This window comes from Nostoc sp. C96, assembly GCF_059384975.1.
In genome coordinates this window covers 2,628,888-2,643,940 of sequence record NZ_CM182020.1, presented here as the reverse complement: position 1 = coordinate 2,643,940, position 15,053 = coordinate 2,628,888, and the positions used below count along the sequence as shown (strand labels likewise).

The window sequence follows — 15,053 nt, the reverse complement described above, 5'->3', positions numbered from 1 at the left end:
TAAAACTGAATGGCAGTTGCTACAACAGGGAAAATCCGCAGCCAGTGGCTCAAACGGAGTTTCCCTTCGCAGTAACTGGGTTTCGACACAAAGTAAATCATGGTGAAGTATCCTACCTCAAAAACTCCAACAGACACTAGTACAGGTTGGCGTAAATAAACAGACCATCTGGAATTGCTAAGAGGCTCGTGTTATCACTATTCTTTCTTTTTCCTTTTGACTCTTGCGAGTTCGCCAGTTGCTTTATGCCGGGGAACCCGTCCACCGCACTGGCTCACTTTTTACTTTTGCCTTGTTGTACTAGCTTTTCATGAGTTTAGCTGATGGCAAAGTTGCTACCCAGTAGGAAGCCGCCTTCTGTCACAAACACAGGGCATTTTGATAAAGCAATCTCCTTGACAATGCAATTTCCTCTTTTTAGCAGCTTGCTGCATGTAGGCAGAAAGCAAAAGTCGGAAGACAACAGGTGAGTTCATCTTTCCGGCTATTAGTTGGCTATTTGTTCGGTTAATTTTGCCCAGATATGCTTCATCCAGTTCTGCCGCCTGCACCGCCTCCTGTTCTTGAACCTATAAAATCTACAAATTCTCTGCCATCGGTTAGTAATACCCAAGTTCATGCGTTTGTAGAGCCAGTTAGTGATACCCAAAACCTTCCAGAAAAGCCCCAAAGTACCAAAATTGCGGATAGTAAAAATGTACCGCCTCAGACATTAGTACCGATCGCATCGGCTGCCGATAATTTAGGCACTGCGAAAACTATACCCACTCCCAATACACCAGAAACTCTACCCCCAGCACTTTCGCCGTTTTCTCCATCGAGAAATGCTGCAACTTTAGGACAACCTTTAGGCATTGGCTATGGCATTCAGACAGTGAATGTAAGTGGTGAGAATCCACCTCAAACTGGCTCAAATATTCAGCAATTCCCCTCACCAAAAAAAGTTGTCACTGAAAAAATTGTCCAGCCAACATCTGTTCAGCAATTCCCATCACCAGAACAAGTTGTTGCGGAAAAAGTAAATTCACCAGCATCCCCAACGCCAACTACTGCGCCACCACAAAAACCAGAAACTATCAATCTCTCTGGTAAATTTAGCGATGATGTACCGAGTACTCAGCCAGTCCAAAATATTATTGAGTTTAAATCTCGTAACCTCAGCAACGAATCGACTACCCCAACAAACATAGAATTCAAATCACCCAACCAACCAACTCAAGCAGCACCTAGTTCTCCCACTCCCCAACCATCATCTCCCACAACCACACCAGTAGTGCGGGAGAGAATTGTCGAAGTTATCTCAGATCGGCAAGAGTATGATGAGCAACGGCGAATTGTCACGGCTGAAGGTAATGTAGTAGTGCGATTTGATGGGGCTGTAGTGGATGCCGATCGCCTACAAGTGAATTTAGCAAATTTAATTGCTGTTGGTGAAGGTAATGTTGCCCTGACTAGAGGCGATCAGTTGTTGCGTGGGCAACGCTTTACGTATAATTTCTTGCAAGACAGTGGGGAATTAGAAAATGGTAGCGGTGAAATTTATATCCCCACATCTTCGACAGATTTAGGCTTTTTACCTGCTGAGAACACCCCTGTTGGTTTGCAACTTAGACCACCAAGCGATCGCATTCGCGCTAATCAGCCACTCACAGATGTCAAAAGTCCGGGACAAGTTAATGTGGTTGTCGGGGGTCGCAGCGCCAGTAACTTGCCAACACCACCACAAGGTGGACAAGTTAAACGAGTCCGGTTTGAAGCCAGACACATCGATTTTTATCCGCGAGGTTGGCAAGCTAGGGATGTGCGCCTCACCAATGACCCATTTTCGCCGCCCGAACTAGAATTACGGGCGAGTAAAGTTACCCTGACACGTCAAGCCCCCTTAATTGACCGGATTAAAACCGAACGTCAACGTTTGGTATTTGATCAAGGTCTTAGCTTACCCATACCCATAGATAACCAAACTATTGACCGCCGGGAACAAGAAGTCACTCCCGCAATTGTGTCTCCTGGCTATGATGGCGATGACCGGGGTGGTTTATATGTAGAACGGAGTTTTACCCCGATAAATACAGAAACAGCACGTTGGATCATCACGCCGCAGTTGTTTGTGCAGAAAGCAGCACAGGGTGGTTTTAGCGATCCAGCGTCTTTGTTTGGTGTTAGAAGTAAAGTGAATGCAGTTTTAAGCCCAAAAACCACATTGCGCGGTTCTGGGGAATTAACCAGTTTTGACTTGAGCCAATTAGACTCAAATCTCCGGGCAAATGTGCGACTGCAACAGCAATTGGGCGATCGCAATCCCCATCTTTTAAATTTAGAATATACCTATCGCGATCGCTTATATAACGGTTCTCTTGGCTTTCAAACTGTCCAAAGTAGTTTGGGTGCGATTGTCCTCTCTCCTCTTATTCCTTTGGGGAAAAGCGGTATTAACCTCGACTATCAAGCAAGCGCACAATATATCAACGCCAATAGCGATCGTCAAGACATATATGGATCTGACCGCAGTTTTGAACGAGTCTCGTTAGGTCGTCTGCAAGCCAGTGCTGCTCTCAGCACAGGTGTGTACCTCTGGCAAGGAAAGGCATTACCAGCAACAGCTACCGAAGGATTGCGCTATACAGGTAATCCTGTGGTTCCCTACTTACGGGCGGTGGCTAATCTTAGAGGTACTACTAGTTATTACACAAGTGGTGATGACCAAACCACTTTAATTGGTACAGTTGGATTACTCGGACAAATTGGCCATTTTTCTCGTCCCTTTTTCGATTACACAGCCTTTAATATTAGTTACGCCCAAGGTTTCAACAGCGGATTGTCGCCTTTTTTCTTTGACCGTTCCGTAGATGTGAGAGTTCTCAGTGCCGGAATTGTGCAACAAATTTATGGGCCATTTCGGATCGGTTTTCAAACCTCAATTAACTTGGATACAGGCAGAGAAACCAGTACCGACTATGTTTTAGAGTATAGTCGTCGCACCTATGGCATTACCCTACGCTACAATCCTGTTTTAGAATTAGGCGGCTTCAGCATTCGCATTAGTGACTTTAATTGGACTGGTGGTACAGACCCATTTTCTACGAATCAAGTTAGACCAGTTGTTGGTGGGGTGCGACAAGAATAATCCACTTGAGTAAGTTTTTGAGTCTCATTAGACACCAGCTTTATGTATGTTATTATCAGGTTTTAGCTTTGAGGATAAAGTAAGTAGCCGTTATAAAACAAGAAAAAGCGCTAGGAAACTAGAGGCTGGAAAGCAGTATTTCTGACTCAGCAATCAGCACTTTTTATACAAAGGCTAATAGGCTAAAGCGCTGCTATGGCAAAAGTAAAATCAAAATTCCAGAAATCAAAAAACTCAAAAAAGCAGCCTGCAAAAAAGGAAGCACCTACTCTTAGCCTCCAAGAAAGGTTAGCCCAAAAACGTCAAGCAACTAAAGCCCGCAAAGAATTCATGGATTTGCTGAGTAAATCCTTATCTATAGGGCTATTTTTAGGTTTTTTGTTATTTTTATTCGGCGGAATTAAAGCAGCATTACCTGCTGTCTTGGGGATTCTGGTGATGTCTTTTTCTTATAAATATCCCCGTCAAGCGTTAATTGGCTTTATGATTTATGTTCCCTTTGGAGGAACAATTACTTATTACATTGGCAATAGTCCCATTTTGCAATTAGCGAAAGATTCATTTTATGTACCAGTGGCGATCGCACTTTGGCAAATTTGCCGTAAACAGAAGCTACCCTTCATTGTCCCCCAACAAATTAAAATTCCTCTGTATTTTGTATTAGCTTCAAGTTTATTAACTTTGGTGTTTATCAATGGCGGACAACAACTTAACCCACCGCCTGTTGGGCTATTACAAACACCAGTTAAAGAAATACCTATAGGCTTAGGAATTCTAGGATTAAAAGTATTTTTAGGTTATGTGCCTTTAATTACTTGCGCCTATTATCTCATTCGCGATAAAAAAGATTTTCTATTGTTAACTCGCTTACAAATTGTTCTAATCATCATTTGCTGTGGGCTGGGGCTGCTGCAATACATATTATTAGTGGTGGGCATTTGTGAAGGTACACGAAATTTAGAAGGTGCGGCTTTATTTAAAGCTACACTTGATGCCCGATGTTATTTTGGCGGAGCTTTAGTCTACAGTCCCAGTCAAGGAATTATTCGCCTCCCAGGAACATTTGTAGCACCTTGGCAATGGGCATGGTTTTTAATTTCTAGCACCTTTTTTGCCTTTGCTACAGGTTTTTCTGACCCATCGGTTTTGTGGCGACTAACAAGTTTAGGTTCTTTGGCTTTAATCTTTGTCAACGCAGTAGTTTCTGGACAGAGAATTGCTTTAGCCTTAGTACCCACTTGCTTTGTGATGCTGTTATTACTCACTGGTCAAATTGCTAACCTCAAACGGTTTATCCCTATTGGGGTGGGGCTAGTGATGATTTTGGGAATTGCAGTTGTGACTAACCCTGTAGTTGTTCAAGAACGACTAGATAGCTTTTTGGTTCGTTGGAATGCTTCACCACCACAAGACTTTATCATCCAGCAATTTGAGGAAAACTGGAAAAACGTCGATACCCCTTTAGGGAGTGGCTTAGGTCGAGCGACTAACTCAGCGCGTGCATTAGGTGAAACCAAGTTAGTAGAGACATACTATCCAAAAGTCTTATATGAGGTGGGTATTTTTGGTGTGTTGGGTTTTTTCGCTTTAGTTAATGTCCTGACATTTACAGGCTTCAAGACTTATCGTTCGATAAAAAACCGTAATTTCCGCAGTTACGGAGCATCTATGTGGGTGTTTATATTGTTTATTAGTTACAACACCTACTACTATCCTCTAGATGTTGATCCGGTCGCTGTATATTATTGGTTTTTTGCGGGAGTACTCTTCAAATTACCAGCACTGGATAAACAAGAAAAAGAAGATGCCGATCCTGAAAAAGCCAACAAGAAAAAACGCTTACAAATCAAGTTTTAATTGATTATATTTATCTTGGCAGTGACAGATATCATCACAGGTCATTCTACTACCAAAACAACCAATTTAGTTGAGCAGAAAATTACATGAATGATTTGCCTTTAATTTCCGTAATTATACCAACCTACGGACGAGAGGAAGCTTTAAGGGATAGTATTGCAGATGTTCTGATTCAAGATTATCCCCATTTTGAAGTTTTGGTAGTAGACCAATCGCCAAAACACCAACTAGAGGTTCAAGCTTATTTAGAAGAAGTAGCTGCACTAGGTAAAATTCAATGGTTTCGTCTAAATTGGGCTAGTTTACCTGGGGCGCGTAATTATGGTGTGCGGCGGTCATCTGGAGAAATAATTTTATTTATTGATGATGATGTGAAATTAACGCCTGGGTTTTTAATGGCTCATGCAAAAAATTATTTACAGAATCCAGAAATTGGGGCTGTAGCTGGGCGAGTATTTGACCGAATGAAGTTGGGCGAATCTGGGGGAAAATTACAGATTGAATATCTCCCTCCCCAAGCGATGAATCCTGGTCTTGCTTGGTATTATATCGATTTAGTACATACAATTAAACCCCAACAAGTGTTAACAGCTAGGGGTTGTAATATGTCATTCCGCCGCGAGATTTTTAGTAAGTATGGACTGAGATTTGATGAAAGATTTCGCGGGAGTGCGGTGCGAGAAGAATCTGATTTTTGTTTGCGAATTCGGCAGACAGGATATAAGATTTGGTATGATCCAGAAGCACATTTAGTGCATTTAGGTGAGGAGACGGGTGGTTGTCATGATATTAGTACGCGATCGCTCAAATATCAATTCACGTTCTATCACAATAATTTTTTGATGGCGTTGAAGAACTTGAATTTTAGCGAATTTTTACAACTATCTACTAGTTTATTTGATTGTCAGGTTTTGGGTCATCCACCTTGTAACAAAAGCGGTTCTTTTGTTGCTGTTTTATCTCGTGCTATGTTCTACGTTTTAGGCTTTATCAATGCGTTATCTAGTGTAATTCAATCTATCTGGAATGATGGGCAGATTTATACTAAGTTGGATGAACAGTCCCAAATGGTAATTGTTGATAAACAACCTTCTATGTCTACTAATTGAAAATCGCTGTTGCAGTTTTTATATCCCCGACTTCTTAAAGAAGTCGGGGATATGAGCTTATCGATAATCTTAAATTAAAATGCATATACTACAAATTGTTCCATCTATTTCTTTAATTTATGGTGGCCCTAGCCAAATGGTATTAGGGTTAGCTCCAGCTTTAGCAAAAGAAGGTGTAAAAGTTACTATTTTGACAACTGATAGTAATGGCGATAATGGTCAAAAACCTTTAGATGTACCGTTAAATCGCCCAATTCAACAAGATGATTATGAAATAATTTACTTTCGCTGTGCGCCATTTCGTCGTTATAAATTTTCGCTGGATTTACTCAAATGGCTAAAAAGTCATGCTAACGAATTTGATTTAGCACATATTCATGCTTTGTTTTCGCCGATTAGTAGTGCAGCCGCGACGGTCTGTCGTCAACAGAAATTACCTTATATTTTACGTCCTTTAGGAACTCTTGACCCGGCTGATTTACAGAAAAAACAACAATTAAAAAAGCTGTATGTAGAGTTGATTGAACGCCAAAATTTAGCAGGTGCAGCAGCAATTCATTTTACTAGTGAACAAGAAGCTAAAATATCAGCCAGATTTGGGGTAAACACAAAAGATTTAGTAATTCCTTTGGGTGTGAAACCGACTAAAAAAATGCAATCAAACGCAATGCGCCATCAGTTAGGTATACCTGAAAATATGCCTTTAGTTTTGTTTATGTCGCGTATTGACCCGAAAAAAGGCTTGAATTTGTTAATTCCGGCTTTAGAAAAACTGTTGGTAAATAATTGCAAGTTTCATTTTGTTTTAGCTGGGACAAATCCACAAGACCCAGACTATGAACAAAAAATCAATTCTCAAATCGAGAATTCACCATTGCGATCGCATACTACCATTACAGGCTTTGTGAGTGGTGAATTAAAAACTGGTTTACTGCAAGCGGCTGATTTATTTGTTTTACCTTCTTATTACGAAAACTTTGGTATTGCGGTTGCTGAAGCGATGGTTGCCGGCATACCTGTAGTTATTTCTGACCAAGTGCATATTTGGCAGCAAGTAAGTGATAGTCAGTCGGGATGGGTTGGTCAAACAGAGGTATATTCATTATTTGAGTTATTACAACAAGCTTTACAAAATCCCCAAGAATGCCAACGTCGGGGACAAAATGCTCAAAAATATGCTTTAGAACATTTTAGTTGGGATGCGATCGCTCGCCAAATGATTCAAGCTTATCAACAAATTCTAATTAAGTAACGAACCACAGAGGCACAGAGAAGTCAGTACGCTGCCTCCTCTGCGTGAAAAAATTTCCTAGTTTGCTCTTTCCCACTGGCGTTGAATTTCTGTAATTGTTTGAATATCTGGTGGTGGCAGAATTTTCACACTCGGCTTAACTTCTGCACCAGGAATATTTTGACTCCACGGACTATTCGGTACAGTTTTTAAATCAACATTACTATTAACTGGACGGAAACCATATTGTACAAATACTGCTTGTTGTTCTGGTTGGGTGAGAAAGTCTAAAAACTGCTTTGCGGCTTTTGCTGTACCTGCATCTACGTCTCGTCGAACAATTGCGGCTGTGGCGGTAGTTTCAATTGAGGGGTCTAAATAATAGATTTGGTAAGGTTTGCCTTTAGTCGCAGCTGACTGTTGCCAACGATGCAGGACTATACTTTCATATACAGTCGCAACATCAGCATCGTTAGGGCCTCTGACAATAAATTCTTGCAGGAGAGTATCGGTGGAACGAGGTGGTTGATAAACTGATTTTTTAATTAAACTAAACAGTGATTGCACAGATGAATTACTGAAACTATTGGCGTTGATAGTTCCACCTAATTTTGATTGTGTCCACAAATTTAAAGTCAACTGACCACTATTAGACCGCGTGGGGTCTGTAGTGACAAAATCAAAGCTACCCCAATTACTTACACCGCCAACTTTTCCCCAGTTACCGGCTTGCATTGCTTGTTCTAGTCTTGACCATTGAAAGCGTCCATTGGGGAAGAGAATTTTACCCCGTTCTGGCCACGCGATACCTACTAATAGAGTTTTTGCCAGTGGTCGAGGAGAATCGTAAAAAGGTTCAGTTTGATTTGTGGCGCGGAGGCGATCGCTTAGTTCTGTTAGAATTTCTCCATTGGCGGGAATTAAGATGGTCGGTTTAAAATCATTTTTCTGGTCAAGATAATTGTTAACTAATTCTTGAGAACCTTGGAATTTTAACTCTAATTTAATATTAGGATTTGCCTGCTTGAATTTTGCTTCTAATTGTTGCAAAGGTTCTTGTAGTTCTGTACCACTAACAATAACTACAGTTGTTTGCGAACCAGGAATAGGAATATAAGTTAGACCTAATGCTGCAATAATAATCGCAACGGAAGTAATCACTTTTGAAGATTTTGATTTTGCTTGAGAAGTATTTTTTAATCCTGGTGACATAAATTTGTTTATTTCCCAACTAATAAATCAAGATTTTCTACTAAGCTAGTTAGCTCATTGCTAAGTGATTGCATTTCGTTCAGGTGTTGAGAATCACTTAAATCAGAGTTACGCAATTTAGTTTGTAATTGTTGCAATATTCCTGTACAATCTTGAATTAAAGTCGAAATATTAATAATTCTGGCTAACCGCGTATCTTCACCATCTTGGGCTAATTTGAGATTGCGTTTAAGGCTTGCGGCTAATTGATTAAGATGTTCTTTTGCTACACCAGAACTCGCGCTAAGTTTTTGTTGTACTTCAACTAATTGCTGTTCTAGAGAACTAACCGAAAGTATTGGGGTGTTGCCGTATAAGTTCCAAGCTAGGCTGTCTATTTGATTTGGTAATGTAGCAGTGCGATCGCAATTTATATCTACGGCTGTTAAAAGTTCTATTTGGAATGAATCAGTTAATAGTTTTTTGGCTTCTGAACGCAAGTTTTCTGATTGATTAACTAATCCTAAAGCAGCCATCTTGACGGCATTTACTTCTCTTTCTAATTCAGGATTCGCTAATTCAAAAGTGCTGGGTTCACGAGATTTTATCAAACTTGCGCCAAGTATAGTAATACCAGAAGCGACTGGTAACATAACTAAGCTGGGCAATTGCAGTAAACGTACCCCGAAGAATAGAGAAATTCCTCCAGCTAATACTGCCAAAGGATAATATAGAGGATTTACTAATTTCATAATTTAAGTTTAAAACTCTACCTGTAAATTTGACATTAGCTGCAAAATAGTCTCAGGATTTCCTTGAGAATAATACCCCCCATTCAACTCAGCAATTTCTTTCAAAACATCAGCTTGAAATTCACCTTCTTTACCATAGCCAATAGTAAAAAATCCAATTCTTTGGTCAGTTGCAAAACCACTTTTTTTCAATTCTTCCTCTAACTCATTCAACTTAATTTTTGAACCTGCATCCTCTCCATCAGTTAATATCAACACAGCGTTAATAGCATCTTTACGCAGATTTTTTTGTAGCCAATTCCTAGCTTCTAGGGCAGCATCGTATAATTTTGTCCCACCATCAGCCTGAAGACCATTGATAAATTGCCAACCGCGATCGCGTCCTTGGGGTGTTCCATCTACTAATACAGGCGGACGAATTACTGAATCAAAATCAATCAAAGCAATTTGCTCTTTTGGCCCCAAATTCTTAATGTAATTTTGTAAAGTATTTTGTACAGCAGGTAATTTATCTCCTGACATTGACCCCGAAGAATCAACAACAACCACCACCAACGACGGTTTTTTTGCTGATTCTTGCCATGATTTCAGCATTGCGTCTACAACTTCTGGCTTTGGTGGACGCAAAGAATCATACTTAGCTTGGGCTTCTACACCGAATTCGGGAGTAAACTTAGCACCTAAAGCAACCCCTGGCGTTCCGGGACGTAAACCCAAATCAGTGGCAATTTTTTGAGTTTCTGGCGATCGCCAATAGGTGATAAACTTTTCCGCAGCCGCCTTCTCATCCGCGCTTACCCAAGGTGCATTCGGTACAATCGCCCGCATATTAGAAGTAAATGTAGCTTTGGGATAAACTGCTTGATAACGCTGCTGTCCCGTTGGTAAGCCTGAATTAGCAACAATTACACTAGATTCATACACTGAACCAACGGAAGCCCAAAATGGGCCATTCTTCACCATTGCTTGGGCGAGAGAATTAGTCGAAACACCGTAACGGGTAATTTTGCTTTGAATTTGTTGAATTTGGGATTGAAACTTCTGCACATCCGCCACTGTGACATCTTCAGGACGTTTACCCGATACACTGACGTATTGTGCTACCAGAGTTTGTAACCCAGAATTAGAACGCGTCGGCGCAGAATGTACATAATGAACTGTTAACGGTGGTGAGGCTGGGTCAATATCGCGGTGAGTTTTTGCTGTCACCAACACCTTGTAAGGGTCAGCTACTTTTCGTAATCCAGCCGCGACATCAGCTTGCGCCATAAATACCATTGGCGTGTTAGCAATGAGTGGTGATTCTATAATGTCTGGAATGTAATTTTTCCCCGGCGAAATTTGGTTCATCCGGTAAATTAACTGGCTTTGATATATATCTCCATCCAGAGAAATAATTGTGGGAAAATCTGCTGCATCCGCTTGTACTGTCCCTTTTTGTAATTGATCTGCTAGACCAACTATCTCAGTCACAACATCGCCACTACCTAGTGCTTCGCATTTCACCTGAAAAGCTGTACCATTATCTAGTTTTGGTTGTGTAGCATTAAAGTTTTTTGCCGCTTGGTTACAGAAGTCTCCCAAAGCACTACCAACTAATAGTTTGACTTTTAACCCTGTAAAATTATCGTCAGAAGTCGAGTTAGTGTTACACCCTGTCACGAACGCTAAAGCAGAGATTACTACAAGCTGCGTCAGAAACCGAGACCTTTGAAAAATCATGCACTTCTCCGAGAACGATTAGTGATTTAACAATCTCTGCAATAAGTTATGTTCCGATTCTATTGTGTGTTAGAAAAGTTAATTTTCAGTTAACTTTATTGAGTGCAAAAGACAAACATTATATCTGTATAATAATCAAGCCTCATCTAGTTACACTGCGCCTATCCCTGTCTCTACGCTGAGAAATTAAAATTTTGTAAAAAACAGCTACAAGTCGATAGGGAAACCGATGTTCTATGGGATGATGGCAAAGTAGACTACATCTGCCTCTTTATCTACAGGGAATCTCTCATGACTCTCCATCTTGGTGATACAGTACCCAACTTTACACAAGCCTCTACACATGGCGACATAAATTTTTACGAATGGGCAGGTGACAGCTGGGTAGTGCTGTTTTCTCACCCTGCTGACTTTACACCTGTTTGTACTACAGAACTAGGCACAGTTGCCAAACTAAAACCCGAATTTGACAAGCGCAATGTGAAAGCGATCGCCCTCAGCGTTGATGATGTAGAATCTCATAACGGTTGGGTAGGCGACATTGAAGAAACTCAAAGCACCACACTCAACTACCCCATTTTGGCAGACGCAGATCGTAAGGTTTCTGACCTTTACGACATGATCCACCCCAACGCTAACGCGGCTGTAACAGTGCGTTCAGTGTTTGTAATTGACCCCAACAAAAAACTGCGTCTTTCTTTCACATACCCCCCCAGCACCGGACGCAACTTTGACGAAATTTTGCGCGTAATTGATTCACTGCAACTTACCGACAACTACAGTGTGGCTACCCCAGCTGACTGGAAAGATGGCGATAAGGTTGTCATCGTCCCCTCCCTCAAAGACCCGGAAGTCTTAAAAGAAAAATTCCCCAAAGGTTACGAAGTAGTCAAACCCTATCTGCGGTTAACTCCTCAACCTAACAAGTAGTGATTGCTGAGTGAGAATAACTACTTAATATTGAGTAGATAAATTTTTAAGTCAATTCGTTTACAAGACGCAAAGCTTTATCTTTGCGTTTTTTTGTATTTACGTAAGAATGGAAAATAAAGTCAGATGTTGAACTATGATGCTGTCATCTTCCTTTGTTATACAAATGCCGCCATCAATGCAAATGACAGACGAACAATTCTTTGATTTCTGTCAAGTGAATCGTGATCTACGCATTGAGTGTAATCAATTTGGAGAAATATCAATTATGCCCCCGACGGGTACAGAAACAGGCAATCGTAACTTTAATGTAGCTTTACAGCTAGGAGTTTGGTCAGAAAAAGATGGCACAGGTATTTGTTTTGACTCCAGTACGGGCTTTACATTATCCACAGGTGCAAAACGCTCTCCTGATGCTTCTTGGATGAAAATAGAACGGTGGAATACTCTCTCACCAGAACAACAACAAAGGTTTGCACCTATTTGTCCCGATTTTGTCATTGAACTGCGATCGCCTAGCGATAGTCTCCAACCCCTGAAAGATAAAATGGCAGAATATATGCAAGAACTAGAGGTGCAGCTAGGTTGGTTGATTGACCGCAAGCATCGCCGAGTTTATATTTATTGTCCCGGTCAATTAGAAGAATGTTTAGAGAGTCCTGATACAGTAAGTGCAGAGCCATTTTTACCAGGATTTGTCTTGAATATGTCTAAAATTTGGTAGCCATATCATGAGCCTAAGCGTTTAATAATAGTTGTAATATTGCAAGCAATGTAACCAATTGCTAAGGGAGATTTACCCTTCAAAAGCAATAAAATATCCTCAAGAGTTTGCACAAGATTTGCACCATAAATTTGCCACAGTTTTTCTTGAAGTTGATGCAAAATGCGATCGCCTACAATATCATCGCTACCTGGACGTAATAACCAATGGGTTCGCAGGATTTTAAAATTACAAATATCATGACTCTGCACCACCTGAATAATCTCTTGAGCAGCACGTTCTACTAATTCATCAGTGACAATTTTCATCACCAGTGGTTGTAAAGTAAAAGCGGGTTCACCACTACAGATCCATTTTTCCAAAAGCGATCGCCTTTCCAAACTGACGATTGCTGATAAAACTGTGGCTGGATCAAGAGAAATGAGTAAATGAGTTTTCAATCGGCTGAAAGAGACTGGTTGTTGCCAGATTGCTAACCAATAGAGAATATCTTGTTCTAAATCAGCAAGTTGCTCAAACTGTTGCTTGAGGATAGCACGCAAGCGATCGCCAATTACTATAGTATTTTGACTGAGGAAGGCGGCGATATTCCCACCAAACACCGACTGAATCAATGGCGTAACAAGTTTCAATGCTAAGGGATTGCCGCGATAAAGTTGAATCAAGGTTGATAGTCCGAGTTCTTTACCTGTCAATCCTCTACTTTGCAATAATTCTATAGCCGAAGCTTTTGGTAATCCTTTTAAGGCAAGATGGCGAACTGTCTTTGTATTAGATTCAATTATGTTTGCTTGCTCACGACTGGTAAGGAGAATGCAACTTTGATGACAATCGCGGCTTAATTGCTTGATAAGATGATAGTGGTTTTCTGGTTCATCTAAACCATCAAGGATTAACAAATATCGCTGTTGTTGCAGGTGGTGGATAAGTTTTGCTATGTCTTGTGGAATAGACTGAACAGCAGTTTGCTCAAAGGTGTTGAGAAGTCCATTTAGCAGAGAATTTAGGGATGGTGCAGGATGAAGCGATCGCCAAATTAAACCATCAAATTGTAACTGAATGCGGTCGGCTAAAGCTAGTGCCAGAGCCGTTTTACCAATGCCAGCAATGCCTGTTATTGTAACTAATTTACAGCGATCACCTAAAATCCATTGCTCTAACTGAGCTAATTCTTGGTTGCGTCCATAAAAGCTTTCAATATCAGGTGCTTCATTCCAATCAAGGTATGGTGTAGAGATTTCTTCGGAATCTGCATTAGAGGTGTCTGCAATACTTTCCCAATTGTTGATACCAACAGTCTGACAGATAGCGATAAAAATTTCTTTTTGAATGCGATCGCCTTGCCAAAATCGCCGTAAAGTTGCTCTAGAAGTATGAGCATCTTGCCACCAACGCGCCGTGCTGGTTTTCGTCCAGCCAAGACGTTTTCGCGCCTTGTCTACAATTGCCAGTCCAGTCGTTGATGCTTTGAGCGAGTTTGACATATATCTGTTAACTGAGCAGATTGTCTCTATTTTGGCTCAACAGCAACGCTGGAATTAAAGTAATGTTACTCAGGTTTCAGTTGGTGGATGCCAACCAGCAGACACCCAAGCTTGCCTGACAGTAACAGCATAGGGATTGTTCAGTTGCAAAGCTACGACAGTTGCCCGGCCACAGGCAGTTAGACCTGTAATTTGAGTACCATCATTTGTCCAAATGAAATGATCAGGCCATTTTTGTTGACGAGGATTGAAAAGTTTTACTTTACGATTCGTTACTGTATCTCTTGCATCGGTCTGGATACCTTTGTAAGAATTGCATAATCGACAGGCAAGCCACAAATTTTCCTCATCATCACTACCGCCTGCTGCTTTAGGAATTATGTGTTCGATTTCTAGAATTCCCAGAACATACTTTTGCAGACTAAGACAGTAACCGCATTGATTATTTGCCTGTGTGCGAATTCGCGCCCTGACTTCTTCTGGAATTTGACTCACTAGCTTAAAGGTTCAATCAACCCACGTTTCACAGCTTCATTGAGCGCAGTTGCTTTGCGTAAGAGTCCTTCTTGATAAATTTGCATCAAGGTTTGTAACTCTGAACGTTCATTTTCTGTCATAGTACCTGCTTGTTGGCGATCTAGCAGTTCACTCAATCGAGAATCCTGTTCAGCTTCCATTTGCAGTTCTGTCAATTCTAGAACTTGTTCGTTGGAGAGAACAGAGATAGACTCTAGGCTGTTAACTTCTGCTCTCACTTGTGGAATCGAGAGTTGAATTGTATCTGCTAAAACACTGGCAATATCCCGATTTGCCAGTCGTGCAAAGCGTTCAGCGCGTTGGTAAATCTCGTCAGGCAATGTAATGGTGATTTTGGTACTCATGACTTTGAGATGGATATTCTTATTTAATTTTTACCTGCGATCGCG

At 40.9% G+C, this 15,053-nt stretch carries 12 protein-coding genes; 6 read left to right on the top strand and 6 right to left on the bottom strand.

Features of this window, described 5'->3' with window-relative positions; all coding sequences use genetic code 11:
• The first annotated feature begins 523 nt into the window (after positions 1-523).
• The 4 genes from AC504W_RS11420 to hpsP all read left to right on the top strand — a co-directional run bounded on the left by AC504W_RS11420 (position 524) and on the right by hpsP (position 7,345).
• Positions 524-3,127, top strand: a complete 2,604-nt coding sequence (locus AC504W_RS11420) for a DUF3769 domain-containing protein (RefSeq protein ID WP_494877803.1) — start codon at positions 524-526, stop codon at positions 3,125-3,127.
• 195 nt (positions 3,128-3,322) lie between these two features.
• Complete coding sequence (gene hpsL / locus AC504W_RS11415) at positions 3,323-4,984, top strand: hormogonium polysaccharide biosynthesis protein HpsL (RefSeq protein ID WP_494877802.1); 1,662 nt, start codon at positions 3,323-3,325, stop codon at positions 4,982-4,984.
• An 86-nt stretch (positions 4,985-5,070) separates the two neighbouring features.
• A complete protein-coding gene (hpsN, locus tag AC504W_RS11410) occupies positions 5,071-6,093 on the top strand; it encodes a hormogonium polysaccharide biosynthesis glycosyltransferase HpsN (RefSeq protein ID WP_494877801.1) in 1,023 nt (340 codons plus the stop codon).
• A 79-nt stretch (positions 6,094-6,172) separates the two neighbouring features.
• Positions 6,173-7,345, top strand: a complete 1,173-nt coding sequence (hpsP, locus tag AC504W_RS11405; protein WP_494877800.1) for a hormogonium polysaccharide biosynthesis glycosyltransferase HpsP — start codon at positions 6,173-6,175, stop codon at positions 7,343-7,345.
• Between the two features lie 57 nt (positions 7,346-7,402).
• On the opposite strand, the gene AC504W_RS11400 is transcribed toward hpsP, so the two are convergent.
• Genes AC504W_RS11400 through AC504W_RS11390 form a run of 3 tightly spaced genes read right to left on the bottom strand, consistent with a single transcriptional unit; the run spans position 7,403 to position 10,989 of the window.
• Complete coding sequence (locus AC504W_RS11400) at positions 7,403-8,536, bottom strand: substrate-binding domain-containing protein (RefSeq protein WP_494877799.1); 1,134 nt, start codon at positions 8,534-8,536, stop codon at positions 7,403-7,405.
• A gap of 8 nt (positions 8,537-8,544) precedes the next feature.
• On the bottom strand, positions 8,545-9,267 hold the full coding sequence (locus tag AC504W_RS11395; RefSeq protein ID WP_494877798.1) for a hypothetical protein: 723 nt from the start codon (positions 9,265-9,267) through the stop codon (positions 8,545-8,547).
• 9 nt (positions 9,268-9,276) lie between these two features.
• Positions 9,277-10,989 carry an extracellular solute-binding protein gene (locus AC504W_RS11390; protein ID WP_494877797.1) on the bottom strand — a complete coding sequence of 571 codons (1,713 nt, stop codon included), beginning with the start codon at positions 10,987-10,989 and terminating at the stop codon, positions 9,277-9,279.
• A 291-nt stretch (positions 10,990-11,280) separates the two neighbouring features.
• Between AC504W_RS11390 and AC504W_RS11385 the strand changes: the two genes are divergently transcribed.
• Together AC504W_RS11385 and AC504W_RS11380 are read left to right on the top strand one after the other, a co-directional pair.
• Positions 11,281-11,919, top strand: coding sequence for a peroxiredoxin (locus AC504W_RS11385; protein ID WP_096576096.1), 639 nt, complete (start codon positions 11,281-11,283; stop codon positions 11,917-11,919).
• Between the two features lie 139 nt (positions 11,920-12,058).
• Positions 12,059-12,643 (top strand): Uma2 family endonuclease, encoded by a 585-nt coding sequence (locus tag AC504W_RS11380; RefSeq protein WP_494878631.1) that lies wholly within the window; start codon positions 12,059-12,061, stop codon positions 12,641-12,643.
• Between the two features lie 5 nt (positions 12,644-12,648).
• On the opposite strand, the gene AC504W_RS11375 is transcribed toward AC504W_RS11380, so the two are convergent.
• The 3 genes from AC504W_RS11375 to AC504W_RS11365 all read right to left on the bottom strand — a co-directional run bounded on the left by AC504W_RS11375 (position 12,649) and on the right by AC504W_RS11365 (position 15,008).
• The gene (locus tag AC504W_RS11375) at positions 12,649-14,127 is read right to left on the bottom strand and encodes an NB-ARC domain-containing protein (protein WP_494877796.1); all 1,479 of its coding nucleotides are present in this window, start codon (positions 14,125-14,127) and stop codon (positions 12,649-12,651) included.
• 69 nt (positions 14,128-14,196) lie between these two features.
• Positions 14,197-14,622 carry an HNH endonuclease gene (locus AC504W_RS11370; protein WP_494877795.1) on the bottom strand — a complete coding sequence of 142 codons (426 nt, stop codon included), beginning with the start codon at positions 14,620-14,622 and terminating at the stop codon, positions 14,197-14,199.
• The gene (locus tag AC504W_RS11365; RefSeq protein ID WP_494877794.1) at positions 14,622-15,008 is read right to left on the bottom strand and encodes a hypothetical protein; all 387 of its coding nucleotides are present in this window, start codon (positions 15,006-15,008) and stop codon (positions 14,622-14,624) included. Before AC504W_RS11365 ends, AC504W_RS11370 begins: the two co-directional genes overlap by 1 nt.
• Positions 15,009-15,053: the final 45 nt, after the last annotated feature.